We start from the raw sequence: 22,594 nt of genomic DNA on the forward strand, positions 1-22,594 counted from the left end.
ACCCAGCTGGCGCAACTGGGCCGTGCTCAGGGCCAGTGGCGCGTGGGTGGCGTCGAGCACGACAAAGTCGTTGCCCGCGCCCTGCATCTTGGTGAAGCGAACACGCATGGGGCCGGATTATCGGCGCAGGGGCGCTCCCCCACGCGAATTGCACAAACTGCGGAGGCACCCTGTCAGACCTGACAGTGTCGGCGGCGCGTTCCTCGGAGAACAATGACCCCAAAGCGCTGTCATCGCAGCCGGCCGGGCGGTTTCAACACCGTACCGGCCGGTTTCATTTCCAGTGCCGGTCCGGGTTCCCGGGCCGGTCAACCGGGCCGGTCAATAGAGCTTGGCCTCGCCCGCCGGCCGCGTCTTGAAGCGCCGGTGCACCCACAGGTACTGCGCCGGCAGGCGGGTGATCTCGCTTTCGATGAAGGCGTTGATGCGCCGCGTGGCCGCCACCTCGTCGTCCGCGCCGGGGAAATCCACCCAGGGCGGCAGGAAACGCACGCGGTAGCCCTGCCCGCCCGGCAGCATCTCGGCAATGATGGGCTGCACCGCCAGGCCCATGCCGGCGGCCATGCGCGCCGGCGCCAGCAGCGTGGCGGCCGGGACGCCGAAAAAGGGCACGAAAGCTGCATCCTTGGCGCCGAAATCCATGTCCGGCAGGTTGAAGAAGACCGCGCCGCGCTTGATCGCGCGCACCAGCGGCAAGGCCTTTTCGTGGCGCGAGAAGATCTCGGCCCGCCCAAAACGCAGCCGGCCGGCGCGCATGCGGGCGTCGAACACCGGGTTGCTCTGGCGCTGGTAGATCGAGGCGACCTGGCGCGGCTGGTAGAGCTGCGTCGCCATGCCGGCCACGTCCAGCCCCATGAAATGCGGCACCAGCCACATCACCGGTCCGGCATGCTTCTCGGCGAAATCGACCTCGCCCTCGACGTGGATCAGCTTTTTCAGCCGTTCGGCCGGCGCCCACCACAGCAACCCGCGCTCGACCAGGCTGCGCCCCAGCCAGCCGAAGTGCTCGCGCACGAGCGCGGTGCGGCGCTCGGCCGGCCAGTCCGGAAAGCACAGCTCGAGGTTGCGCAGCGCGATGCGCCGGCGCCGACGCGCCAGCGCATGCAGCAGCGCACCGATCCCGCGCCCCAAGGCTGCCTGCACGCCCAGCGGCAGCCAGTGCACCAGCCACAACAGCGCCAGCACCACGCGTGCCGCCGCCTGTTCCCACCATGCCATTTCGGTACTCCTCGTTCTTCAGTCGCCCGGACGCGGCTTGCGCGGCGACTTGTAGCGGTTGTAGCCCCACAGGTACTGCGATGGCAGCGCGCGGATCGCGCGCTCCATCGCGGCGTTGATCAGGCTGGCGGCGGCCATGTCGTCGTCCGGCAGCGGGCCATCGACCGGCGCCAGGTGGATCGAGTAGCCCGCGCCGCGGGGCAGCCGCTCGCACCACGCCAGGCCGATCGCCGCGCCGGTCTGCTGTGCCAGCCGTGCGGCCAAGGTCATCGTGTAGGCCGGCCGGCCGAAGAACGGCGCCCAGACGCCCTGCCCCTCGGGCGGCACCTGGTCGGGCAGCAGGCCGACCATCTCGCCGCGCTTGAGCGCCCGCAGCATCTGCCGCACGCCGGACAGCGTGGCCGGGGCAGTGGCCATGTTGGGCCGGGCGCGTGCCGTTTCCTCGAGGCGGCGCAGCCAGGGCTTCCGGGCCGGCCGGTACAGCACGGTGATCGGCACCTCATAGCGCTCGGCGGCCGCCCGCGCGGCGACCTCGAAGCTGCCCAGGTGCGGCGTCAGCAGCAGCACGCCGCGGCCGGCCGCGAGCCCGTCCTCGATCACCGCCTGGCCCTGCCAGCGGACGCGGTCGCCCAGGCGCTCGCCCGGCGGCATGAACCACAGCCAGGGCGCCTCGGCCGCCATGCGGCCGGCCTCGGCCACCGAGCGCCGGCGCTCGGCATCGCCGATGCCGGCCAGCGCCGCATTGGCGGCCAGGCGACGGCGGTAGCTGGGCGACAGCGCCCAGGTGGCCCAGCCCAGCGCCGCGCCCAGCGCATGCAGCCAGGCGAGCGGCCAGCGCGACAGCCAGCGCAACAGCAGGGTCATCAAATGGCTCGGGTCTCTATAATTGGCGCTGTCGCCGAGTTAAGAGGACAACTTGCGGGGCGACGCGGGTGGTTTTCGACCGAACCCGCCGGGCCAAACCTTCCAGAATGGCCTGCCAAATGCCGCTAAAGCGTTCGCCGCTCTTGCCAGGTTGCCAAGTGGGACGACGCCAAGCCCGATTCGTGGGGCCCAGTCTCGAACCAGCAACCTGAAAGCAATTGAACGTGGCGAACGATTATCTCTTTACCTCCGAGTCGGTCTCGGAAGGCCATCCCGACAAGGTCGCTGACCAAATTTCCGACGCGATCCTCGACGCGATCTTCGAGCAGGACCCGCTGTCGCGCGTCGCCGCCGAAACGCTGTGCAACACCGGCCTGGTGGTGCTGGCCGGCGAGATCACGACCCAGGCCAACATCGACTACATCCAGGTCGCGCGCGATACCATCAAGCGCATCGGCTACGACAACACCGAGTACGGCATCGACTACAAGGGCTGCGCGGTGCTCGTGGCCTACGACAAGCAGTCGAACGACATCGCCCAGGGCGTCGACCGCGCGAGCGACGACTACCTGAACATCGGTGCCGGCGACCAGGGCCTGATGTTCGGCTACGCCTGCGACGAGACGCCCGAGCTGATGCCCGCGCCGATCTACTACGCGCACCGCCTGGTCGAGCGCCAGGCCCAGTTGCGCAAGGACGGCCGCCTGCCCTTCCTGCGGCCCGACGCGAAGAGCCAGGTCACCATGCGTTATGTCGACGGCAAGCCGCACTCGGTCGACACGGTCGTGCTGTCGAGCCAGCACGCGCCCGAGATGAGCGACGGCGCCAAGATGAAGCCGGCCTTCACCGAGGCGGTGATCGAGGAGATCATCAAGCCGGTGCTGCCGAAGGAATGGCTGAAGGATACGAAGTACCTGATCAACCCGACCGGCCGCTTCGTCACCGGCGGCCCGCAGGGCGACTGCGGCCTGACCGGCCGCAAGATCATCGTCGACACCTACGGCGGCGCCTGCCCGCACGGCGGTGGCGCGTTCAGCGGCAAGGACCCGACCAAGGTCGACCGCTCGGCCGCCTACGCCGCGCGCTACGTGGCCAAGAACATCGTCGCCGCCGGCTTGGCGCGCCAGTGCCAGATCCAGGTCGCCTACGCGATCGGCGTCGCGCGGCCGATGAACGTGACGGTCTACACCGAGGGCACCGGCGTGATCCCTGACGAGCAGATCGCCCACCTGATCAACGACCTGTTCGACCTGCGGCCCAAGGGCATCATCCAGATGCTGGACCTGCTGCGCCCGATCTACAGCAAGACCGCCGCTTACGGCCACTTCGGGCGCGAGGAGCCGGAGTTCAGCTGGGAGCGGACCGACAAGGCCGCCGCGCTGCGCGCCGCAGCGGGGCTGTAAGCACCGTCAGCGCCCCAGGATCCCCTTCAACAGATCCAGCGCCTTGGGCTTCTTTTCCTTCGCCGGCGCCGAGGCCTCGGGCGCCGGCTCTTCGGCTGCCCCGCCGCCCATGCCGGGCATGTCGGCCATGCCCAGCATCGCGCCGGTCACCGACTTCACGCGCAGCTTGACCGCCCACACCGGCTCCCAGGCCACCTTCGGGTCGCTCGGCCGTGGCGGGTGGGCCAGGTTCAGCTCCGAGCCGTAGGCGATCATGCGCAGCATCGCGCCCTCGCCGGGGAACACCCCCTTGGGCACGGTGCAGTGCGAGACGTCGGGGGCCAGCAGCACCTTCTCCTTCAACCAGCGATCCACCGCCGGGTTGGTCTGGTAATCCACCAGCCCGAAGCCCGTGTCGGGCTGCTCGCTCGACGTCCAGAAGACGGCGTCATTGCTGCCGCCGCCTCCGGCGCCGCCCATGCCGGCGATGAAGTAGGCGCGCGCGGTCGGCAGCGTGGCCCAGCTCAGCTCGGTGGCGCCATTGCCGTCGGGCTGCTGCTGCAGCTTCAAGGGCGGCATCAGGTCCTGCTGGGCAGGGATCTGGAAGCGGAAGTCCGCCGGCACGCCCTGCCCGCTGAACTGGTGCTCACCCACGAGCGAGGCTGGCGCGGGGACCATGCGCGCGTCGTCCGGCTGTGGCCAGACCGGGCGCCCCGGCGTGCTGTGCGTACCGCGCTGCGTGGCCCGCCGGGTGACGAAGAACTTCTGCAGGTCGGCGGGGCTCAGCGTGGCCATGTCGAGCACCTTCGGCTGGCCGGGGCGCACGGTGGCACCGCAGCCCCAGTACATCAGCAGGCGGCCCTTGGGGCGCTCGACCTCGCGCTCTTCGACGCGCTCGTCGCCGGGTTCGGGCGGCGGGCCCCCGGTGGCCGCGCGCGGCGACTGCAGCTTCAAGGCCGGTGCCATGAAGCCCGCCGGCACGCTCTGGCTGGCCTCGGCGAGGTTCGGGTTGGCGCGGGTGTACAGCGTCACGTCGACCCAGCGGCCGGCCTGGCCCGCCTGCGTGCGGCCGAAGCTGTTCTTCTGCGCGCCGCCGCCGCCGAACAGGCCACCGAGCATCTCCATCGGGCGGCCGCCGGTGCGGCCCTCGCCGCCCATGCCCATGCCGGGCATGCCGAAACCACTGAAGGTGGCCACATCGATCCAGGCCTGGGACTGGGGTGGCTGGACCACTTGGGCAGCCTCGACCGGGGTGAGGTGGCCGGCCGCGAACAGCGCCAGGGCCACCGGTGTCAGGTACACGGCACGCATGTCATCCCTCCTCCATCGCCGGCCCGCCCGGCTGGTCACGGCCACGCTACCAGTGACATGGGCCCGCCGTCTTTCCCTAGGTCAAACCGCATGGGCCGTGACGATGCGCACGGCGCAGTGTCGGTACACACTGTCATCCCCGCGACGCAAATCAAGCGGCTGCAGCATCGCTGCCCACGCCGCAAGGGCCGGCTGCGCTTCTTGCTTGCATGCTCGGCGCGGAACTGTTGCCGCATTGCCCACGGAGGAGACATGCACCCAGGCGTTCCCGCGCCGGCGTCAGTGCCGGCCCGCTTCGCTGCCATCGCCTTGGCAGCCTTTTCGGCGCTCGCGGCACCCGCGCACGCGCAAGACATGCCCAACGGCAGCGATCTGGCGCGCCGTGCCATCCACGTCTGTGCCGCCTGCCACGGCGAAGGCGGCCGCAGCCAGACCGCCGTGATCCCGGCGCTGGCCGGGCAGGCGCCGATGTACACCGCCCGCCAGCTGAAGGACTTCCGGGCGCAGCAACGGGCCGAGACCGACAACAGGGCCTACATGTGGGGCGTCTCGGCGCTGCTGGACGACGAGACGATCCAGTCGCTGGCCGACTACTACGCCGGCCAGACGCCGCTGGCCGGGCGCAGCCGGGCGAGCGCCGCGGTGCTGCGCGCCGGGCGCGACATCTTCGAGAACGGGATGCCCGCCAAGGGCGTGCGCGCCTGCGCCAGTTGCCATGGCGAGCGCGCCGAGGGCGCTGCCGGCTTCCCCCGCCTGGCGGGCCAGCACGCCGACTACCTGTTCAACCAGCTCAAGGTCTTCGGCACCCGCCTGCGCCCGCACGGCGTGTTGATGAAGGCGGAGACGGCCAACATGAGCCCGGTGCAGATGAAGGCGGTCGCCGCGTACCTGCAGTCGCTGTAGGCCGGTCGAACCGGAGCGCCCGCGCTGGCGGCGTCAGGCCGCGCGCGGGCGAACCAGCGCGGCGACCTTCCGGGCCTGCACGCGCGCGGTGTCGACGTCGGCGTCGTGCACCAGCGCCACGCCCATGCGCCGCTTGACGAAGCTCTCGGGCTTGCCGAACAGGCGCAGGTCGGCGTTCGGTACCGCCAGCGCCTCGGCCACGCCGTCGAACACCACCGCCTTCGCATCGACGCCGCCGTAGATCACCGCGCTCGCGCCCGGGCTCTTCAGCCGCGTGTCGACCGGCAGGCCGAGGATCGCTCGGGCGTGCAGTTCGAACTCGCTTTGCCACTGCGTGGCCATCGTGACCATGCCGGTGTCGTGCGGACGTGGGCTGACCTCGCTGAACCAGACCTGGTCGCCCTTGACGAAGAGCTCGACACCGAACAGGCCCTGCCCGCCGAGGTTGCCGGTGACGGCGGCGGCGATCTGCTGCGCGCGCTGCAGCGCGGTGGGCGACATCGGCTGAGGCTGCCAGCTCTCGACGTAGTCGCCGCTGACCTGCAGGTGGCCGATCGGCGCGCAGAAGTGCGTCTGCACGTGGCCGTCGGCGCCGACGGCGCGCACCGTCAACAGCGTGATCTCGTAGTCGAAGTCGATGAAGCCCTCGACGATCACGCGGCCATGGCTGACGCGGCCGCCGGCCATCGCGTAATCCCAGGCCTTGGCGATGTCGTCGGCCGAGTCGATCTTGCTCTGGCCCTTGCCCGAACTGCTCATCACCGGCTTGACGACGCAGGGATAGCCGACTCCCGGCTGCCCGTTCGCACCATCGATCGCCGCCTGCAGCTCGGCCAGCGAATCGCAGAAGCGGTACGGGCTGGTCGGCAGGCCGAGCTCTTCCGCGGCCAGGCGGCGGATGCCCTCGCGGTCCATCGTCAGCCGCGCGGCGCGCGCGGTCGGGATCACGCGCACCACGCCCTCGGACTCCAGCGCCTGCAGCACCGGCGTCGCGATGGCCTCGATCTCGGGCACGACCAGGTCCGGCCGCTCGGCCTCGATCAGCGTGCGCAGTGCCGCCGGGTCGCTCATCGCGATCGTGCGGGCATGGTGGGCCACCTGATGGCCCGGTGCGTTGTCGTAGCGGTCGACAGCGATCGTCTCCACGCCCAGGCGCTGCAAGGCGATCAGCACTTCCTTGCCCAATTCGCCGGCGCCCAGCAGCATCACGCGCAAGGCGGCGGTCGACAGAGGTGTTCCCAGTGGTTTCATGGCAGGCCCGGCAATCGAGAAGCCGACATTGTCACCCCCCACGAAGCGGGGCCGCAGACCCCCTTTGCTAGGGATGTGACCGCCCCGATCACATTTCTACAGTGCGCGCCATGGGGTCGACGCGGCTGGGCCACGGCGACAGCTGTCGATGTCACCGGCGGCACCTGCCCATGCCATGTGACACCTTGATGATCAAGCAACAAAGGAGTCCAGCATGAAGTTTGTTCGCACCTGCATCGCCGTGGCAGCGATGAGCCCGATGTTCGCGATGGCCGCTCTGAGCCCGGGCCAATGGAGCGTCGGCGGCATCCAGCAGATCTGCCTGACCGGCGGCGGCACGTGGTATGGCACCACCTTCTCCGGTTGGGGTGGCGCCTGGACGCCCACTCCGGTGGCCAAGAACTATCACATCTACGGCAACTACTCCGGCGGCGCCGGCAACGACTCGATGGTGATCAGGAAGAAGACCAACACCGGCTCGTGGACCGAATGGCGCGACGACCTGTCGTTCCAGACGGTGCTCAGCCCGGTGACGCTGACCTTCGTGAAGGCCGTGTGCGATCCCCCGGCGCTGGCCCCGCAGGGCGGCAAGGCCAACCCGCAGCAGTAGGCACGCGCGCAGCGCACGGGCCCTGGCCCGTGCCAGTGATGCAGGCGCCCGGCCCACAGGCCGGGCGTTTTCGTTGGAGGTGGCGCGGCCCGAGGCATCATCGCGGCCATGCCACGCCCGCTGACCCTCGACGAGCTGCGCCACCACGCGATCGCCCGCAGCCTGTTCTCCCCGACCACGCTGCCGCGCGCGATCGAGCGCCTGGGCTTCGTGCAGGCCGACCCGATCCGCGCCCCGGCGCGTGCACAGGACCTGACCTTGCGCCACCGTGTGGCCGGCTACACCGCCGGGGAGCTCGAGCAGCGTTACCCGCGCCTGACGATCGAGGAAGACTATTTCGTCAACTACGGCTTCCTGCCCCGGCGCCACCTCGCGCTGATGCACCCGCGCACGCCGCGCACTGTCTGGCCGGCTTCGCGCTGGAAGCAGGCGCACGAGGTGCTTGCCTTCGTGCGCGAGCACGGCGCCGTGCACCCGCGCGAGGTCGACGCGCACTTCGCCCACGGCAAGACCCGCAACTGGTTCGGCGGCTCGTCGAACGCCAGCACGCAGCTGCTGGATGGCATGCATTACCGCGGCCTGCTTCGCGTCGCGCGGCGCGACGGCGGCGTGCGCGTCTACGCGGCGCGCGACACGCCCGCCCCGGTGACCGACCCGGCCGACATCCACGCCCGGCTCGATGCGCTGGTCGACCTGGCGGTCGCGAAGTACGCGCCGCTGCCCGCCGCCAGCCTGGGCCACCTGCTCAGCCTGCTGCGCGGTGGTGCGCCGCAGTGGCGCGGCGAGCGGGCCGGCACGCTCGCCCGGGCCAAGGCGCGGCTGCCGCATGCACGCATCGACGGTGTCGACTGGTACTGGCCGGAAGGCGAGAACCCCGCCTCGCGCCGCTACGCGGGTGAGAAAGGCGCGCCCGAGCGGGTGCACCTGCTGGCGCCCTTCGACCCGGTGGTGTGGGACCGGCGCCGCTTCGAGCTCTTCTGGGGCTGGGCCTACCGCTTCGAGGCCTACACGCCGGCGCCGAAGCGCCAGCTCGGCTATTACGCGCTGCCGCTGCTGTGGCGCGACGAGGTGATCGGCTGGGCCAACGCGGGCGTCGGCGCGGGCCGGCTGCGGCTGGACTGCGGCTACGTCGCCGGCCGCGCGCCAAGCGACCCGCTGTTCCGCCGCGCGCTGGACGAGGAGCGCCAGCGCCTGGCCGACTTTCTCGGCATCAGGGCCTGAGCTCGATTCAGCGCGCCGCCAGCAGCGCGGCGGCCACCTCGGCAAAGCCTTCGCCCCGCTCGCCGCGGGTGACCCAGGCCGGCTTGACACGCAACTCGCGCCAGAAGCGCGCGATGTTGGCCACGCCCACCGACAGCGGTAGCCGCTCGAACATCATCTGGTCGTTGGTGGAGTCGCCGACGTAGAGCCAGTCGGCCGGCACGAACGGTCGGCCGGTGAGCGCGGCCACCGCCCATTCGGCGGCCGACCACTTGCTGTGCGTGCCGATCCAGCCGTTGACGTGGATCGAGCTGACCGTCGCGGTCAGCCCGTGCGAGCGCATGACCTCGCACACCGCGTCGATCTGCGCCGGATTCAGGTGGGCGAACTCGCTGTGGTCGACCGCGATGTCGGTCAGCCGGCCGGCGCTGTCGTGCGCCAGCGTGGCGCCCGGCACCTCGCGCAGCACGGCGGCTGCGCAGGCCTGCAGCCGCTGCCAGTTCGCGGCGCGCTCGGCCGGACCCTGCGCGAAGTCGCGCTGCAGCGTGCCGTCGGCCGCGCGGCGCAGCATCACGCCACCGTTCTCGGCCACGATGCCCGCCACCGGCCAGGCCAGCGCGAAGGGCTCGCTCCAGCCGGCCGGGCGGCCGGTGATCGCGATGACGGGCAGGCGGGCGCGCGCCAGCGCGTGCAGCGCCGACATCGCCGCCGGCTCGATCGCGCCGTCGCGTGTCAGCGTGTCGTCGATGTCGGTCAACACACCGGCGACGCCGGCCAGATGGGCCAGTCGCTCGGCACTCGCCGGCGGCCAGGGTGTGGCGCCGGGCAGGTCCGGGTTCAGGTCGGGCATGGGCGTCAGTGTCCCATGCTGAAATCCGCCCACGATGAACCCACCGCCGCGCTTCGGCCGGAGCCTGCTGCCGCTGTGGGCGCTGGACCCGGCCATCACCTACCTCAACCACGGCACCGTCGGCGCCACGCCGCGCGCGGTGCTGGCCGCGCAAGCGTCGCTGCGCGACGAGATCGAGCGCCAGCCGGCCCGCTTCCTGTTGCGCGAGCTGACCCCCATCGGCGTGCAGGGCCGCGCCGGCGGCGACGGGCCACCCGGCACGCCGCACCACCGCATGCGCGCCGCCGCAGCGGCGGTGGCCCCCTGGCTGGGCGTGACCGGCGACGACCTGGTCTTCGTCGGCAACGCGACCAGCGGCGCCAACGCGGTGCTGGCCTCGTTCCCGCTGGCACCCGGCGACGAGGTGCTGGTCACCAACCGCACCTATGGCGCGGTGGCCCGTGCCGCCGCGCACCATGCGGCGCGGTCCGGCGCGCTCACCCGCAGCGCCGCGCTGCCGTTCCCGGTCAGCGACCCGGCCGTGCTGGTCGACGCGCTGCGGCAGGCGCTGACGCCACGCACCCGCCTGGCCGTGCTCGACCACGTGAGCCCCGAGACGGCCCTGATGATGCCGCTGGCCGAGATGGCCGCGGCCTGCCACGCGCGCGGCGTCGCGGTGCTGGCCGATGGGGCCCACGCGCCGGCGGCGATCCCTGTCGACATCCCGTCGCTCGGCGTCGATTTCTACACCGCCAACCTGCACAAGTGGGCCTTCGCGCCGCGCAGCAGCGCGATCCTGTGGGCCGCGCCCGCGTGGCGCGAACGGCTGCACCCGCCGGTGATCTCGTGGGGCCTGGGCCTGGGCTGGCACGCCGAGTTCGACTGGGTCGGCACGCACGACCCCACGCCCTTCCTCTGCGCGCCGGCCGGCCTGGCCTTCATCGATGACGCGCTGGGCGGGCGCGACGCGCTGTGGGCCCACAACCACGCGCTCGCCTGGCGATCGGGCGAGCGCCTGACGGCCCGCTGGGGCTTGGCGTGGACCACGCCGCGGGCGATGGTCGGCAGCATGGTCAGCCTGCCGCTGCCGGCGGCGCTGGGCCGCGGCGCCGAGGCGGCTGCCGCGCTGAAGGACTGGCTGCTGTACGAGCGCGCGATCGAGGCGCAGATCCTGGCGATCGACGACGGGCTGTGGCTGCGCATCTCGGCGCAGGCCTATGTCGACGACGAGGACATCGAGCGCCTGGCCGCCGCCATCGACGAGCGCATCGCCAGCCGCTAGAATGGCGGCCTCGTTCCGAGGAGCGTTGCAAGGCCGACCCTACCGGCCCCAGGCTCGGAACCCTTCATTTGCAACGGCGCTCACCCGCACCGATGGTGTCGTGGGTGAGCTTATCCACCAGAGTCAGCTCAGCACGCCGCGCGTCGATGCGGGTCGAACCTTTTGTCCGACCGGAGACCCCGACATGAACGCTGCCGTTCTGAAACCCGCCACCGACCACGCCATTGCCGACCCCAAGCTCGCCGACTGGGGCCGCAAGGAAATCAGGATCGCCGAGACCGAGATGCCCGGCCTGATGGCGATCCGCGAAGAGTTCGCCACCAGCCAGCCGCTGAAGGGCGCGCGCATCACCGGCAGCCTGCACATGACGATCCAGACCGCCGTGCTGGTCGAGACGCTGCAGGCCCTGGGCGCGCAGGTGCGCTGGGCCTCGTGCAACATCTTCTCGACGCAGGACCACGCCGCCGCTGCGCTGGTGGCCCAAGGCACGCCCGTCTTCGCCTACAAGGGCGAGACGCTGAAGGATTACTGGGACTACACCCACCGCATCTTCGATTTCGGCCCGGCCGGCAGCGACGGTGAAGGCCCGAACATGATCCTCGACGATGGCGGCGACGCGACGCTGCTGATGCACCTGGGCCAGCGCGCCGAGAAGAATGCCTCGGTGCTCGCCAACCCCGGCAGCGAGGAGGAGCGCGAACTCTTCGCCGCGATCAAGGCCAAGCTCGCCACCGACAAGACCTGGTACAGCCGCAAGAGCGCGCAGATCATCGGCGTGACCGAAGAGACGACGACCGGCGTGCACCGCCTGGCCGAAATGAGCGCCAAGGGCACGCTGCTGTTCCGCGCGATCAACGTCAACGACTCGGTCACCAAGAGCAAGTTCGACAACCTGTACGGCTGCCGCGAGAGCCTGGTCGACGGCATCAAGCGCGCGACCGACGTGATGATCGCCGGCAAGGTGGCCGTGGTGGCCGGCTACGGCGACGTGGGCAAGGGCTCGGCGCAGGCGCTGCGCGCGCTGTCGGCCCAGGTCTGGGTGACCGAGATCGACCCGATCAACGCGCTGCAGGCCGCGATGGAAGGCTACCGGGTCGTGACCATGGACGACGCCTGCAGCCAGGCGGACATCTTCGTCACCTGCACCGGCAACAAGGCCGTCATCACGCACGAGCACATGGCGAAGATGAAGGACCAGGCCATCGTCTGCAACATCGGCCACTTCGACAACGAGATCGACATTGCCTCGCTCGAGAAGTACGAGTGGGAAGAGATCAAGCCGCAGGTCGACCATGTGATCTTTCCCGATGGGAAGCGCATCATCATGCTGGCCAAGGGGCGCCTGGTGAACCTGGGCTGCGCGACCGGCCACCCGAGCTACGTGATGTCGAGCTCGTTCGCCAACCAGACGATCGCGCAGATCGAGCTGTTCACCAAGCCCGCGGCCTACGAGGTCGGCAAGGTCTACGTGCTGCCCAAGCACCTGGACGAGAAGGTCGCGCGGCTGCAGCTGAAGAAGCTCAACGCCAAGCTGACCGAGCTGACCGACGAGCAGGCGGCCTACATCGGCGTCAGCAAGACCGGCCCGTACAAGCCGGACACGTACCGGTACTGATCGCACCGCGATGCGTGCCGATCATCTGCTCGTTGCCCAGGGCCTCGCGCCCACCCGGTCGGCCGCGCAGCGGCTGATCGAGCGCGGCGCCGTGCGCTGGCTGGGGCCGCGCGGCTGGACGGTGCCGAAGAAGGCGGGCGACGACCTGCCCGAGGGCTGCACCATCGAGCTGACCGACGACGCCGAACTGCGCTGGGCCTCGCGCGGCGGCCTGAAGCTCGAGGGCGTGCTGCGTGATGTGTCCAGTCAGAGCGGCCTGCAACTCGCCGGCGCAGTGGTGCTCGACATCGGCCAGAGCACCGGCGGCTTCACCGATGTGCTGCTGGCCGCCGGTGCGGCGCACGTGGTGGGTGTCGACGTGGGCCACGGCCAGCTGCACCCGCGGCTGGCCGCCGACCCGCGGGTCACGGCGCTCGAAGGCGTCAATGCCCGTTCGCTGACCCGCGAGCAGATCGGCGCCGCGATGCCGCCGGCCGGCTTCGACCTGATCACCGGCGACCTGTCCTTCATCTCGCTGACCCTGGTGCTGCCGGCCCTGGTGCCCCTGCTGGCGCCCACCGGAACGCTGCTGTTGCTGGTCAAGCCGCAGTTCGAGCTGCAGCCGGTCGACATCGGCAAGGGCGGCCTCGTCAAGAGCCCGGCCGCCTACGGCCATGTCGAGGCCCGCTTGCGCAAGGCCTGCGGTCGCTGCGGCCTGCAGGTCGTGGCCTGGCGCGACAGCCCCACCACCGGCGGCGACGGCAACCGCGAGTTCTTCATCGAGGCCCGCCTGGCCCAAACTCCCCAGACCACTTCATGACCGAACCCACCCCACGCACGCCGCCGCGCGTGCCGATCAGCTTCGAGTTCTTCCCGCCCAACACCCCCGTGGGCAGCGAGAAGCTCAAGACCGTGGTGCAGGAGCTGGCCACCGTCGGGCCCGAGTTCTTCAGCGTCACCTACGGCGCCGGCGGCTCGACGCGCGAGAAGACCCTGGCCACCGTGCGCGACATCGCCGCGGCCGGCTTCGAGGCCGCGCCGCACCTTTCCTGCGTCGGCTCGACGCGCGCCGGCATCGCCGAGATCCTGGCGACCTACCGCGCGCAAGGCATCCACCGCATCGTCGCGCTGCGCGGCGACCTGCCCAGCGGCACCGCGACCGCCGGCGAGTTCCGCTATGCCAGCGAGCTCGTCGCGTTCATCCGTGAGACGCAGGGGCCCGACTGGCACATCGAGGTCGCCGCCTACCCCGAGTACCACCCGCAGCAGCGCTATGCCCGGCGCGACCTGCAGTTCTTCGCCGACAAGGTGCGCGCCGGCGCCACGTCGGCGATCACGCAGTTCTTCTTCAACCCCGACGCCTACTTCCACTTCGTCGACGAGGTGCGCGCGATGGGCGTGGACGTGCCCATCGTGCCGGGCATCATGCCCATCCACAACTACGCACGCATCGCGCAGTTCGCGGCGCGCGACGGCATCGAGATCCCGCGCTGGGCGGCGCTGAAGATGGAAGGCTTCATGGACGACACCGCCTCCATCCGCGCCTTCGGGCTCGACGTGGTGACGCGGTTGTGCGAACGCCTGATCGGAGGCGGCGCCCCGGGCCTGCACTTCTACACGCTGAACCAGAGCGCGCTGACGCTCGAGATCTGCCGCCGCCTGGGGCTCTGATGTCGTCCTGAGCACAGCCCGAGTGCTTTGCTCGGGCACCTGTGGTGCGCACGCATCGCAGCGCGCGAACGCTTGCTGACCCAGGTCAAAACGGCACCGAGGCAAGGGCCTTTGCCCGGTGCCTATTGCGACACGGCAATAGACAGCAGGCCCTCCTTGGGTGCAATGGCTGCATGGCCCACCGGCCGTGATTTGTCCGCCATCTGCAACCAAGAAGGAGTGTTCCCGCCATGAAGCGTCAACTCGTCGCGCTCGCCGCCATCGCCGCCCTCAGCCCCCTGGCCGCGCAGGCGCAGGATACGGGCGACTGGATCGTCCGCGCCCGCGCGGTCAGCCTGAGCTCGGAGAACAACGACGACACCGGCCTGGACCTGTCGATCAACGACAAGGTCATCCCCGAAGTCGATATCAGCTACTTCCTCAGCCCGAACTTCGCGCTCGAGCTGATCCTGACCTATCCGCAGAAGCACGACGTGAAGTCGGCCGGCGCGAAGATCGGCACCTTCAAGCACCTGCCGCCGACGCTGACGGCGCAGTATCACTTCACCGGCATGGGCTGGCGCCCCTACGTCGGCCTGGGCCTGAACTACACCCACATCTCCGACGTGAACTGGGACCCGGCCGTCGAAGCCGCGCTGCAGCCGTCGCTGAAGAAGGACAGCTTCGGCCTGGCCGCACAGATCGGCGCCGACGTGCCCGTGGGCGGCGGCTGGCTGCTGAACGTGGACGTGAAGAAGGTGCAGATCGGCACCGAGGTCTCGTCCTTCGGCGCCAAGGTCGGCGACTTCAAGGTCGACCCCTGGCTGGTCAGCGTCGGTTTCGGTAAGCGCTTCTGATCGGAAGCCACCCTTGGGGCCGTCGATCGGCGGCCTGGCCCGTGGTGCATGGGGGTGCGGGCCGGCGGGCGACCTTCGGGTCGCCCGTTTCATTGGAGAGCGTCGTCAATCCTGCCGGCCTGAGGCGACTTCCCGCAGCACGTCGAGCATCGCCTGCGCGCCGGGCGACAGCGTGTGCTGCCGCCGCGTGACGATGCCGTAGGCATCCAGCCGCAGGCCGGGGTCGATCGGCAGCACGGCCAGCGTGCCGGCATCGAGCTGCGCCCGCACCACCGCCTCGGGCAGCGCGACGATCATGTCGCTCTGCACCAGCAGGGCCAAGGTCAGCGGCAGGGCCGTGGTCTCGACCGTCTTGTGCGGCAGGTCCAAGCCGTGCGAGACGAACATCGCGGTGATCCGGTCGCGCAGGATGCTGCCGGCCGGCGGCAGGATCCAGCCCTCGTCTGCCAGATCCACCACGGCCAGGCCCTCGCGCCCGCACAGCGGGTGCCCGGCGCGCGCGATCAGCCGGTGCGGCTCGTCGGCCAGCGGCTCGAACGACAACTCGCCGACCGCTTCGTGGTCGAGGATGCGGCCGACGACGAAATCGAGCTGGCCTGCGCGCAGGCGCTCGACCAGCGGCTTGCTCGCATCGACCTCGATGGCGACGTGCACCCGCTCGTGCCGCGCCTTGAGCATGCGCACCGCCTGCGGCAGCAGCGAGGTTGCCGGCGTCAGCACGGTACCGATCGAAACCCGGCCGCTCATGCCCGACAACAGCTCCATCACCTCCTGGTGCGCGAGACTCATCTCGGCCAGCGCAGCGCTGGCGCGGCGGATCATGACCTCGCCGTACCAGGTCGGCGAGACGCCGCGCGGCAAGCGCTCGAACAGGGTCACGCCCAGCGTTTCCTCGAGCTCGGACAGCAGCTTCGAAGCGGCCGGCTGGGTCAGGTTCGCAGCCTCCGCGGCGCGCAGGATGGACTGGTGCTGGCCGAGTTCCTTCAGCAGCACCAGGTGCCGGGTCTTCAGACGCGAGCGGATGAAGCGGTCGGAGCGCGGATCGGTCATGGTGCCGTGCACGGAGGAGCGCTTCGTCGCGTGCCAGAAGCAGTCAGTATAGGCAAGCGGCGGTGCCCGTGGGCTGCCTCTGGGGCGGCGATCTCAGTCGTCGAACAAGGCATCGGCCAGGCCAGTGATGCCGGGCAGGTGCAGGTGGAAGAGCCCGCCGGACGCCGGCGCCTGCGCGAGTTGTCCCGCGCTCATCTCGGCCCGCGCGCTGGCCACCATCAAGTCGTGCAGCCCCGGGCCGCCGAACGCCGGGCAGGTGACATGCGGCGCCGCCAGCGCGACGCTCATCAGGCGCTCGCCCTGCGGCGAGTAGCGCACGACGCGGCCGGCGCCCCACTGGGCGTTCCACAAGCAGCCGTCACTGTCGACCACCGAGCCATCCGGCCCGCCTTCGGCCGGGTCGACGCAGGCGAACTCCCGCAGGTTCGCGACCCGGGCCCGCTCGGCGTCGTAGTCGCACTGCAGGATGCTGCCCTGGGCGGTGTCGGCGAAGTACATGGTGCCGCCATCCGGGCTGAAGCAGATGCTGTTGGCGATGCTCACCGCCGGCAGCGCCAGGCGCCGCAGGCCCGCGCGGCGCGAGTACTGGTAGAAACCGCAGATCGGGCGGCGCTCGGGCGCCCCATTGAAGGTGCCGAACACGAAATTGCCGCTGCGGTCGGTTCGGCCGTCGTTGATGCGCGTGCGCGGTTCGGCGGCCTCGACCGGCATCAACGGCGACGTCTCGAACCGGTCGCCGTTCTCGCGCCCCCAGGCCAGACCCTTGGCCAGGCCCAGCAGCAGCCGGCCCGAGCGGCACAGCGCGAACGAGCCCAGCCGGTCCGGCAGCGCCCAGCGGCGCGCGGCGCTGCCCGGCCCGGCCCACGCATGCAGGCAGCTGCCCTCGATGTCGGTCCAGAGCCAGCGCGCGCCCGCCGCGTCCCACAAGACGCCCTCGCCAAGCGTGCAGCGCTGGTCCAGCGCGAGGGTGGCCGTGGTGGATGTCGCCAGGTTCATCGTCTGCATCTTCCAAGTGTCTGCCCGGCCGGCTTGCGGCTGCTGGGCCGAACGCGCGCCTTCAGGCCCGCCAGGCGCGCACGAAGGCCTGTGCCTGCGCACGGACCTGTTCGACCCCTCGGCCCGGCGCATACAGCGCCGAGCCGAGGCCGAAGCCGCTGGCACCGGCGCTGCGCCAGAGAGCCATCGCCTCGGGAGTGATGCCGCCCACCGGCAGCACCGCGACCTCGCGCGGCAGCACCGCGCGCCAAGCCTTCAGTGCCGCAGGCGCCGAGGCCTCGGCGGGAAAGAGCTTGAGTGCATCGGCCCCGGCGGCCAGCGCGGCAAAGGCCTCGGTCGGCGTGGCCACGCCGGGCAGGCACAGCAGGCCCTCGGCCTTGGCCGCCGCGATCAGCCGTGTGTCGGCGTGCGGGCTCACCACCAGTTCGCCGCCGGCCGCGCGCAGGCACACCACGTCGTCATGGGTCATCACGGTGCCGGCACCCAGCACCACCTCGGGCGGCAGTGCAGCGCGCAGGGCCGCGATCGATTCGAAGGGCCGCGGCGAATTCAGCGGCACCTCGATCAGCACGAAGCCCTCGTCGACCAGCGCCTGACCGATCGCCGGCGCCTCCTCGGGCGTCAGGCCGCGCAGGATGGCCACCAGCGGCAGGCGGGCCATCGCGTCCTGGAAACGGCGCGCGCGCAGCGGAATATTGCCGGTCGGGCTTGGGTTCATCGTGAGTCCTGTCGTGTCGTCAAAGCCAGCCGGCGGCCGCGGCCTGTTGCCACAGCCCCGCCGGCGCGGTGTTGCCGATGGTCGCGGCGCCGTCGACACCGTAGCGCTGCAGCCCGCGGCGGTAGCGTTCGCACAACGTGGACTCGCCGATCAGCACCAGCGGCTGGCCCGGCTCGGCTGCGTCGAGCCCGGCGAGCAGCTCGTGCCCGATCAACAGGCCGGAGAGATAGTCGCCCAGCCCCTCGGGTGGGCAGGCGCCGAACAGGCCCAGCGTGCGCACCGAGAACAACTGGCGCCCCAGGTCGCGCCCGCCAGCCTGGCGTGCGGCATCGAGCCCACGGTCGAAGTCCTCGCCCTGCAGCTGCGCCGCGGGCGCGGGGGCCATCAACCGGCCCAGCACCGAGTGCTGGCGCAGCACGGCATACAACTCGCCCGTCATGCGCGTCGCGAAATCGACCACCTGGCCGCCGCGCAGCCGCACCCATTTCGAGTGCGTGCCGGGCAGCACGAGGGTCGAGCGCGGCGCCAGATCCGGCCGCGTGGCGAGCGCGCCGGCGAGCTGGGTTTCCTCGCCGCGCATCACGTCGGGCGCACCGTCGGCGCCGCGGCAGCGCAGGCCCGGCAGGATCTTCAGCTCGGCGCCGTCGAACGGCACCGTCACCGCCTGCGCGTGCAGGCCAGCGATGTCTGCCGGGCACTCGGCATAGGGCGCCTCGCGCCAGCCGTGGGCGCTGCCCACCATGCCGCAGGCCAGCATCGGCAGGCCCGGCTGGCGGCGCAGCCACTCGCCGACCAGTTCGCGCAGCGCAGTCTCGAAACGCGGCGCGCTCGCGTCGAGCGTCGAGGCGCCGGCATCGCTGCGGCGCTCGGCCAGCACCTGGCCGCCGTCGCCGAGCAGGAAGGCGCGCAGGCTCGTGCTGCCCCAGTCGATCGCCACCAGGCGGCCCGGCAATGCGCTCATCACCACTCCGCCACGCTGCCGTCGGCATGGCGCCAGACGGGGTTGCGCCAGTCCGTCGCGCGGCGGCTGGCCTCGATGACCCGCTCTTCGTCGATCACCACGCCCAGGCCCGGCCGCTCGCTGGCCGCCACATAGCCGTCGCGCACCGCGAAGTCCTCGCGGTTCTTCACGTAGTCGAGCAGCTCGGCATCGCTGTTGTAGTGGATGCCCATGCTCTGCTCCTGGTAGACCGCGTTGTGCGACACGAGGTCGACCTGCAGGCAGGCGGCCAGCGCCACCGGGCCCAGCGGGCAGTGCGGCGCCAGCGCCACGTCATGCGCCTCCGCCATCGCGGCGATCTTCACGCATTCGGTGATGCCGCCGGCATGCGACAGGTCGGGCTGGATGATCGCAATGCCGCCGTGGGCGAAGACGCGCTTGAAATCGAAGCGCGAGAACATGCGCTCGCCGGCGGCCAGCGGGATCGCCGTGGCCTCGGCCAGCCGGGGATAGACCTCGGCCTGTTCCGCCAGCACCGGCTCTTCGACGAACAGCGGGCGCAGCGGCTCGAGCTCGCGCAGCAGCACCTTGGCCATCGGCATCGCCACGCGGCCGTGGAAATCGATGCCGAAGTCCACGGTGTTGCCGAAGGTCGCGCGGATCTGCGCAAATTTCTCGACCGCAGCATCGACGGCCGCGTGGCTCGCGACCATGCCGAATTCTTCGGTGCCGTTCATCTTGAAGGTATCGAAGCCGAGCTCGCGGGCGCGGCGGATGCCCTCGACCACTTCGGCCGGCCGATCGCCACCCACCCAGCAGTAGGTCTTCATGCGGTCACGCACGCGGCCGCCGAGCAGCTGGTACACCGGCACGCCCTGCGAGTGGCCGAGGATGTCCCACAGCGCCTGGTCGATGCCGGCGATCGCGCTCATCAGGATCGGGCCGCCGCGGTAGAAGCCGCCGCGGTACATCACCTGCCACAGGTCGTTGATGCGGCGCGGGTCCTGTCCGACCAGGTAATCGGACAGTTCATGGACGGCGGCTTCGACGGTGCGTGCTCGGCCCTCGATGACCGGCTCGCCCCAGCCCACCAGGCCGGCGTCGGTCTCGATCTTCAGGAACATCCACCGCGGCGGCACGCGGTAGGTCGTGAGCTTGGTGATCTTCATGGATGACGAGCGTAGGCCGCCCCGGCCTGCGGCGGAACTGCGGATTTGCGCGCCACCTATGTGAAATCGATATGCCAGGGCACGCCTCGCGCGCCCGCCCCGGCACGTGCAGCACGCTCAGCCGCGCTGCCAGGCCACCCCGTCTTCGGTCAGCAGCGCATCCAACGGCACATCGTGCGGCTCGGCCTCGAGCCAGGGCACGTAGCCGTGTGCGTACCCCAGCCCTGCGGTGACCGGCCGCGGCTGCAGCGCCGCCAGCGTGCGATCGTAGAAGCCGCCGCCATACCCCAGCCGCACGCCGCCCGGCCCGTAGCCAACACACGGCACCAGCAGCAGCTCGGGGTGGAACTCCTCGGTGTCCTTGGGCTTGGGGATGCCGTAGGCGTCCTCCTCCATCGGGCAGCCGGGGTACCAGACGTGAAAGCGCAGTTGCCGGGTCTCGCGGTCCATCACCGGCAGGCCGATGCGGCGTTCCTCGTGGCCTTCGCTCCAGCGGTACAGCGCCGGCAGCGCGTCGAACTCGCCCTTGATCGGCCAGTAGGCGCCGATCGTCTTCTCGTGGCGGCTGATCAGCCAGACCTGCAGCACCTCCTGCAGGTGCGCGGCGCGCTGGTGCCGGTCCAGCAAGGCCATGCGCTCGGCCTGCAGTTGCTTGCGCAGGCTCGCCTTGTCGCGCGAGGGCTCGAGGTTCAGTTTGAACGGCAGCGTCATGCGGCCCCCTTGGCGCTGCGCGCCGTCCCCCCGCGGGGGAATTCGCCCTTGAGGCGGCTCTTCGTGCTCATGACCCGATTTTGCAGCCGTCGCGGCGATGGACGTGACAGTTGAATGAACGGTCATTTCGGTTTCGTCAATGCTGCGTTGCGCCGCTTTGGCTTGGTGGATTGGGGGTAACTACCTAGAGTCGCGGCTTCCCACGACCGGCGGCTTTCGCCCACCTATCACCATGACCCTGCACACCCGCACCCTCGCTCCGATCGCCCTCGCCCTGGCCTCGCTCGCCGGCGCCGCGCAGGCCCAATCCGCGGTCACCGTCTACGGCCGCGTCGATCTGTCGCTGGCCCAGCAGGCCGACGCCGTCGATAACAAGGAAGTGCGCAACGGCTCGGGCAGCCGGCTCGGCTTTCGCGGCACGGAAGACCTGGGCGACGGCCTGAAGGCCGTGTTCCAAATCGAGCACCGCTTCAACGCCGACGACGGCACGCAGACCAAGTCGGCCTTCTGGGACGGCAAGGCCATCGTCGGCCTCGAAGGCGCCTTCGGCCGCGTGACGCTCGGCCGCGAGGAGAACCCGGCCTACACCTACAGCCAGTCCCCGGCCGATCCATGGGCCACCGACACGGTCGCCTCCAACGGTTCGATCATCAGCGGCCGCATCGGCACGACCCGCTACAGCAACTCGGTGAATTACCGCTTCTCGGCGGCGGGCTTCACCGCCGCGGCGCAGATCGCCGAGATGGACGGCAATGCGCCCGCCACCGGCACCGCGACCGACCGGCCGTACAGCCTGGGCGGCGCCTGGGCCGGCGGCCCGATCGTGCTCGGCGTCGGCTTCGAGAACCCGGCCGACGAGAACGACCACTGGGCCACGGTGAACGGCAGCTACGACTTCGGCATCGTCAAGCTCGGCGCCTTCTTCGGCACCGGCCGCGACGGCAACGACCAGAAGCAGCGCGCCTACCTCGTCTCGGCCACCGCGCCGATCGGCAACGGCCAACTGCGCGCCAGCTGGGGCGAGCTGAAGAACCGCGACACCGACGTGATCCGCGACCGCCAGTTCGCGCTCGGCTACCACTACGCGCTGTCCAAGCGCACGACCGTGTATGCCGATGTTGTCCACGAGGGCCGCGACAACATGGCCGACAACCTGAAGACAACCGGTTACGACATCGGCATCAAGCACAACTTCTGATTGCCGAACACCCGAGTTCAGAGATCTCCGTCGTGCCGCCGCGTGGGGACGCGGCATCCGCACGGGCCGAGATGTTGGGGCCACCCTGTTCGGGCGGCCCCTTTTTTCTTCCTACACTCGCGCCATGGCCGCCCCTGTGCCCGAGATCGTCGCCTGGTGCTGCGAGCTGCTCAGCCCGCTGGGAGCCGTGCGTGCCAAGCGCATGTTCGGTGGGCACGGTGTCTATCTGGACGAGGTCTTCATCGCGATCATCGTCGGCGACGACCTGTTCCTGAAGACCGACGCCGAGAGCCGGCCGGCCTTCGAGGCCGCCGGCTGCCGGGCGTTCGAGTACCGGTCGGCCGAGGGCCGACAGGTCGCGCTGGGCTACTGGAGCGCGCCGGCCGACGCGATGGAGTCGCCCGCGCAGATGCTGCCCTGGGCGCGGCGGGCGCTGGCTTCGGCGCTGCGCGCCAGGGCCAGCAAGCCGCCGGCCAGACCGCGCGCGCCACGCGCCAAGCCGGCCGCCAAGGGCGCCACCAGGGCGCCCGCCAAAGCCAACGGCCAGCGCTGAGCAGGCTCCGGGCGCCAGACCAGCCAGGCCGGCTCGCCCAGGCGCCAGGCTTCGGCGGTGACGACGTCGCCGCGCGCCAAGCGCAGCTGCTGGCCGGTGGCCAGCACATGGTCGTCGGGGTCGCCATCACGGGTGATCCAGGTCTGGCCCGCCTGGACGGTGATCCAGCCCGCATCGCGCGCCACCCAGCGGCGCGCCCCCGGCAGCGCGAGGCTGGTGGGCTCGTCCAGCGAGGGCAGGGCCAGGCCAGCGAAGGAATGCGTGCTCATCATCAATCTCCTTTGCTACGGGGAGGACCTCCCCGATGG

The 22,594-nt window shown here is 70.8% G+C and carries 22 protein-coding genes, 2 pseudogenes and 1 riboswitch; of the genes and pseudogenes, 11 read left to right on the forward strand and 13 right to left on the reverse strand.

Annotated features, from left to right (window positions below):
• From VJ693_RS21530 to VJ693_RS21540, 3 genes and pseudogenes are all read right to left on the reverse strand, one after another.
• Positions 1-108 (reverse strand): annotated as a pseudogene (locus VJ693_RS21530) (diaminopimelate epimerase); the annotation flags it as partial.
• A gap of 213 nt (positions 109-321) precedes the next feature.
• Positions 322-1,218: a lipid A biosynthesis acyltransferase gene (locus VJ693_RS21535; protein WP_324157584.1), complete on the reverse strand. Its 897-nt coding sequence runs from the start codon at positions 1,216-1,218 to the stop codon at positions 322-324.
• An 18-nt stretch (positions 1,219-1,236) separates the two neighbouring features.
• Complete coding sequence (locus tag VJ693_RS21540) at positions 1,237-2,082, reverse strand: lysophospholipid acyltransferase family protein (protein WP_324157586.1); 846 nt, start codon at positions 2,080-2,082, stop codon at positions 1,237-1,239.
• Between the two features lie 224 nt (positions 2,083-2,306).
• On the opposite strand from VJ693_RS21540, the gene metK reads away from it, so the two are divergent.
• Positions 2,307-3,485, forward strand: a complete 1,179-nt coding sequence (gene metK, locus VJ693_RS21545) for a methionine adenosyltransferase (RefSeq protein ID WP_324157588.1) — start codon at positions 2,307-2,309, stop codon at positions 3,483-3,485.
• Positions 3,486-3,491: 6 nt separating this feature from the next.
• On the opposite strand, the gene VJ693_RS21550 is transcribed toward metK, so the two are convergent.
• Complete coding sequence (locus VJ693_RS21550) at positions 3,492-4,775, reverse strand: hypothetical protein (protein WP_324157590.1); 1,284 nt, start codon at positions 4,773-4,775, stop codon at positions 3,492-3,494.
• A gap of 354 nt (positions 4,776-5,129) precedes the next feature.
• Between VJ693_RS21550 and VJ693_RS21555 the strand changes: the two genes are divergently transcribed.
• The gene (locus VJ693_RS21555) at positions 5,130-5,678 is read left to right on the forward strand and encodes a c-type cytochrome (RefSeq protein ID WP_324157592.1); all 549 of its coding nucleotides are present in this window, start codon (positions 5,130-5,132) and stop codon (positions 5,676-5,678) included.
• Between the two features lie 33 nt (positions 5,679-5,711).
• Here VJ693_RS21555 and purT read toward each other — a convergent pair whose 3' ends face one another.
• Positions 5,712-6,929, reverse strand: a complete 1,218-nt coding sequence (purT, locus tag VJ693_RS21560) for a formate-dependent phosphoribosylglycinamide formyltransferase (RefSeq protein WP_324157594.1) — start codon at positions 6,927-6,929, stop codon at positions 5,712-5,714.
• A 214-nt stretch (positions 6,930-7,143) separates the two neighbouring features.
• Between purT and VJ693_RS21565 the strand changes: the two genes are divergently transcribed.
• Complete coding sequence (locus tag VJ693_RS21565) at positions 7,144-7,539, forward strand: hypothetical protein (protein WP_324157596.1); 396 nt, start codon at positions 7,144-7,146, stop codon at positions 7,537-7,539.
• Positions 7,540-7,647: 108 nt separating this feature from the next.
• Positions 7,648-8,760, forward strand: a complete 1,113-nt coding sequence (locus VJ693_RS21570; protein WP_324157598.1) for a DNA glycosylase AlkZ-like family protein — start codon at positions 7,648-7,650, stop codon at positions 8,758-8,760.
• Positions 8,761-8,767: 7 nt separating this feature from the next.
• Here VJ693_RS21570 and VJ693_RS21575 read toward each other — a convergent pair whose 3' ends face one another.
• Positions 8,768-9,589, reverse strand: coding sequence for an HAD-IIB family hydrolase (locus tag VJ693_RS21575; protein WP_324157600.1), 822 nt, complete (start codon positions 9,587-9,589; stop codon positions 8,768-8,770).
• Positions 9,590-9,623: 34 nt separating this feature from the next.
• Between VJ693_RS21575 and VJ693_RS21580 the strand changes: the two genes are divergently transcribed.
• From VJ693_RS21580 to VJ693_RS21600, 5 genes are all read left to right on the forward strand, one after another.
• A complete protein-coding gene (locus tag VJ693_RS21580) occupies positions 9,624-10,850 on the forward strand; it encodes an aminotransferase class V-fold PLP-dependent enzyme (RefSeq protein ID WP_324157602.1) in 1,227 nt (408 codons plus the stop codon).
• Positions 10,851-10,861: 11 nt separating this feature from the next.
• Positions 10,862-10,939, forward strand: a riboswitch (S-adenosyl-L-homocysteine riboswitch).
• A 95-nt stretch (positions 10,940-11,034) separates the two neighbouring features.
• Positions 11,035-12,465 (forward strand): adenosylhomocysteinase, encoded by a 1,431-nt coding sequence (gene ahcY, locus VJ693_RS21585; protein WP_324157604.1) that lies wholly within the window; start codon positions 11,035-11,037, stop codon positions 12,463-12,465.
• Between the two features lie 10 nt (positions 12,466-12,475).
• Positions 12,476-13,264, forward strand: a complete 789-nt coding sequence (locus VJ693_RS21590; protein WP_324157606.1) for a TlyA family RNA methyltransferase — start codon at positions 12,476-12,478, stop codon at positions 13,262-13,264.
• Complete coding sequence (gene metF / locus VJ693_RS21595) at positions 13,261-14,115, forward strand: methylenetetrahydrofolate reductase [NAD(P)H] (RefSeq protein WP_324157608.1); 855 nt, start codon at positions 13,261-13,263, stop codon at positions 14,113-14,115. The genes VJ693_RS21590 and metF overlap by 4 nt, the downstream gene beginning before the upstream one ends.
• A gap of 230 nt (positions 14,116-14,345) precedes the next feature.
• The gene (locus tag VJ693_RS21600; protein ID WP_324157610.1) at positions 14,346-14,951 is read left to right on the forward strand and encodes an OmpW/AlkL family protein; all 606 of its coding nucleotides are present in this window, start codon (positions 14,346-14,348) and stop codon (positions 14,949-14,951) included.
• 105 nt (positions 14,952-15,056) lie between these two features.
• On the opposite strand, the gene VJ693_RS21605 is transcribed toward VJ693_RS21600, so the two are convergent.
• The 6 genes from VJ693_RS21605 to VJ693_RS21630 form a co-directional block, all read right to left on the reverse strand.
• Complete coding sequence (locus VJ693_RS21605; protein ID WP_324157612.1) at positions 15,057-16,001, reverse strand: LysR substrate-binding domain-containing protein; 945 nt, start codon at positions 15,999-16,001, stop codon at positions 15,057-15,059.
• Positions 16,002-16,094: 93 nt separating this feature from the next.
• Positions 16,095-16,997, reverse strand: coding sequence for an SMP-30/gluconolactonase/LRE family protein (locus VJ693_RS21610; RefSeq protein WP_324157614.1), 903 nt, complete (start codon positions 16,995-16,997; stop codon positions 16,095-16,097).
• A gap of 61 nt (positions 16,998-17,058) precedes the next feature.
• Positions 17,059-17,715 carry a 2-dehydro-3-deoxy-6-phosphogalactonate aldolase gene (locus VJ693_RS21615; RefSeq protein WP_324157616.1) on the reverse strand — a complete coding sequence of 219 codons (657 nt, stop codon included), beginning with the start codon at positions 17,713-17,715 and terminating at the stop codon, positions 17,059-17,061.
• Positions 17,716-17,734: 19 nt separating this feature from the next.
• Positions 17,735-18,676: a 2-dehydro-3-deoxygalactonokinase gene (locus tag VJ693_RS21620; RefSeq protein ID WP_324157617.1), complete on the reverse strand. Its 942-nt coding sequence runs from the start codon at positions 18,674-18,676 to the stop codon at positions 17,735-17,737.
• Complete coding sequence (dgoD, locus tag VJ693_RS21625; RefSeq protein WP_324157619.1) at positions 18,676-19,824, reverse strand: galactonate dehydratase; 1,149 nt, start codon at positions 19,822-19,824, stop codon at positions 18,676-18,678. The genes VJ693_RS21620 and dgoD overlap by 1 nt, the downstream gene beginning before the upstream one ends.
• Before the next feature lie 117 nt (positions 19,825-19,941).
• The gene (locus VJ693_RS21630) at positions 19,942-20,535 is read right to left on the reverse strand and encodes a 5-formyltetrahydrofolate cyclo-ligase (protein ID WP_324157621.1); all 594 of its coding nucleotides are present in this window, start codon (positions 20,533-20,535) and stop codon (positions 19,942-19,944) included.
• Positions 20,536-20,767: 232 nt separating this feature from the next.
• On the opposite strand from VJ693_RS21630, the gene VJ693_RS21635 reads away from it, so the two are divergent.
• Both VJ693_RS21635 and VJ693_RS21640 read left to right on the forward strand, forming a co-directional pair.
• Entirely contained in the window at positions 20,768-21,733 is a 966-nt protein-coding gene (locus VJ693_RS21635; protein ID WP_324157623.1) for a porin, read from the forward strand.
• A 202-nt stretch (positions 21,734-21,935) separates the two neighbouring features.
• Entirely contained in the window at positions 21,936-22,286 is a 351-nt protein-coding gene (locus tag VJ693_RS21640; RefSeq protein WP_324157752.1) for a TfoX/Sxy family protein, read from the forward strand.
• Between the two features lie 53 nt (positions 22,287-22,339).
• Here VJ693_RS21640 and VJ693_RS21645 read toward each other — a convergent pair.
• Positions 22,340-22,558 (reverse strand): annotated as a pseudogene (locus VJ693_RS21645) (DUF2917 domain-containing protein); the annotation flags it as partial.
• Between the last annotated feature and the right edge of the window lie 36 nt (positions 22,559-22,594).

The organism is Ideonella sp., assembly GCF_035254525.1.
In the GTDB taxonomy this organism is placed as follows: Bacteria; Pseudomonadota; Gammaproteobacteria; order Burkholderiales; family Burkholderiaceae_C; genus Ideonella.

Bases quoted from the DNA above. Each gene is read 5' to 3' on its own strand.
- VJ693_RS21635 (WP_324157623.1), top strand. From the start codon at position 20,768: ATGACCCTGCACACCCGCACCCTCGCTCCGATCGCCCTCGCCCTGGCC.
- VJ693_RS21555 (WP_324157592.1), top strand. From the start codon at position 5,130: ATGCCCAACGGCAGCGATCTGGCGCGCCGTGCCATCCACGTCTGTGCC.
- VJ693_RS21570 (WP_324157598.1), top strand. From the start codon at position 7,648: ATGCCACGCCCGCTGACCCTCGACGAGCTGCGCCACCACGCGATCGCC.
- purT (WP_324157594.1), bottom strand. From the start codon at position 6,929: ATGAAACCACTGGGAACACCTCTGTCGACCGCCGCCTTGCGCGTGATG.
- VJ693_RS21630 (WP_324157621.1), bottom strand. From the start codon at position 20,535: ATGACGCTGCCGTTCAAACTGAACCTCGAGCCCTCGCGCGACAAGGCG.
- VJ693_RS21535 (WP_324157584.1), bottom strand. From the start codon at position 1,218: ATGGCATGGTGGGAACAGGCGGCGGCACGCGTGGTGCTGGCGCTGTTG.
- ahcY (WP_324157604.1), top strand. From the start codon at position 11,035: ATGAACGCTGCCGTTCTGAAACCCGCCACCGACCACGCCATTGCCGAC.
- VJ693_RS21620 (WP_324157617.1), bottom strand. From the start codon at position 18,676: ATGAGCGCATTGCCGGGCCGCCTGGTGGCGATCGACTGGGGCAGCACG.
- VJ693_RS21565 (WP_324157596.1), top strand. From the start codon at position 7,144: ATGAAGTTTGTTCGCACCTGCATCGCCGTGGCAGCGATGAGCCCGATG.
- dgoD (WP_324157619.1), bottom strand. From the start codon at position 19,824: ATGAAGATCACCAAGCTCACGACCTACCGCGTGCCGCCGCGGTGGATG.
- VJ693_RS21580 (WP_324157602.1), top strand. From the start codon at position 9,624: ATGAACCCACCGCCGCGCTTCGGCCGGAGCCTGCTGCCGCTGTGGGCG.
- VJ693_RS21575 (WP_324157600.1), bottom strand. From the start codon at position 9,589: ATGCCCGACCTGAACCCGGACCTGCCCGGCGCCACACCCTGGCCGCCG.
- VJ693_RS21600 (WP_324157610.1), top strand. From the start codon at position 14,346: ATGAAGCGTCAACTCGTCGCGCTCGCCGCCATCGCCGCCCTCAGCCCC.
- VJ693_RS21605 (WP_324157612.1), bottom strand. From the start codon at position 16,001: ATGACCGATCCGCGCTCCGACCGCTTCATCCGCTCGCGTCTGAAGACC.
- VJ693_RS21640 (WP_324157752.1), top strand. From the start codon at position 21,936: ATGTTCGGTGGGCACGGTGTCTATCTGGACGAGGTCTTCATCGCGATC.
- VJ693_RS21610 (WP_324157614.1), bottom strand. From the start codon at position 16,997: ATGAACCTGGCGACATCCACCACGGCCACCCTCGCGCTGGACCAGCGC.
- VJ693_RS21615 (WP_324157616.1), bottom strand. From the start codon at position 17,715: ATGAACCCAAGCCCGACCGGCAATATTCCGCTGCGCGCGCGCCGTTTC.
- VJ693_RS21590 (WP_324157606.1), top strand. From the start codon at position 12,476: ATGCGTGCCGATCATCTGCTCGTTGCCCAGGGCCTCGCGCCCACCCGG.
- metF (WP_324157608.1), top strand. From the start codon at position 13,261: ATGACCGAACCCACCCCACGCACGCCGCCGCGCGTGCCGATCAGCTTC.
- VJ693_RS21550 (WP_324157590.1), bottom strand. From the start codon at position 4,775: ATGCGTGCCGTGTACCTGACACCGGTGGCCCTGGCGCTGTTCGCGGCC.
- VJ693_RS21540 (WP_324157586.1), bottom strand. From the start codon at position 2,082: ATGACCCTGCTGTTGCGCTGGCTGTCGCGCTGGCCGCTCGCCTGGCTG.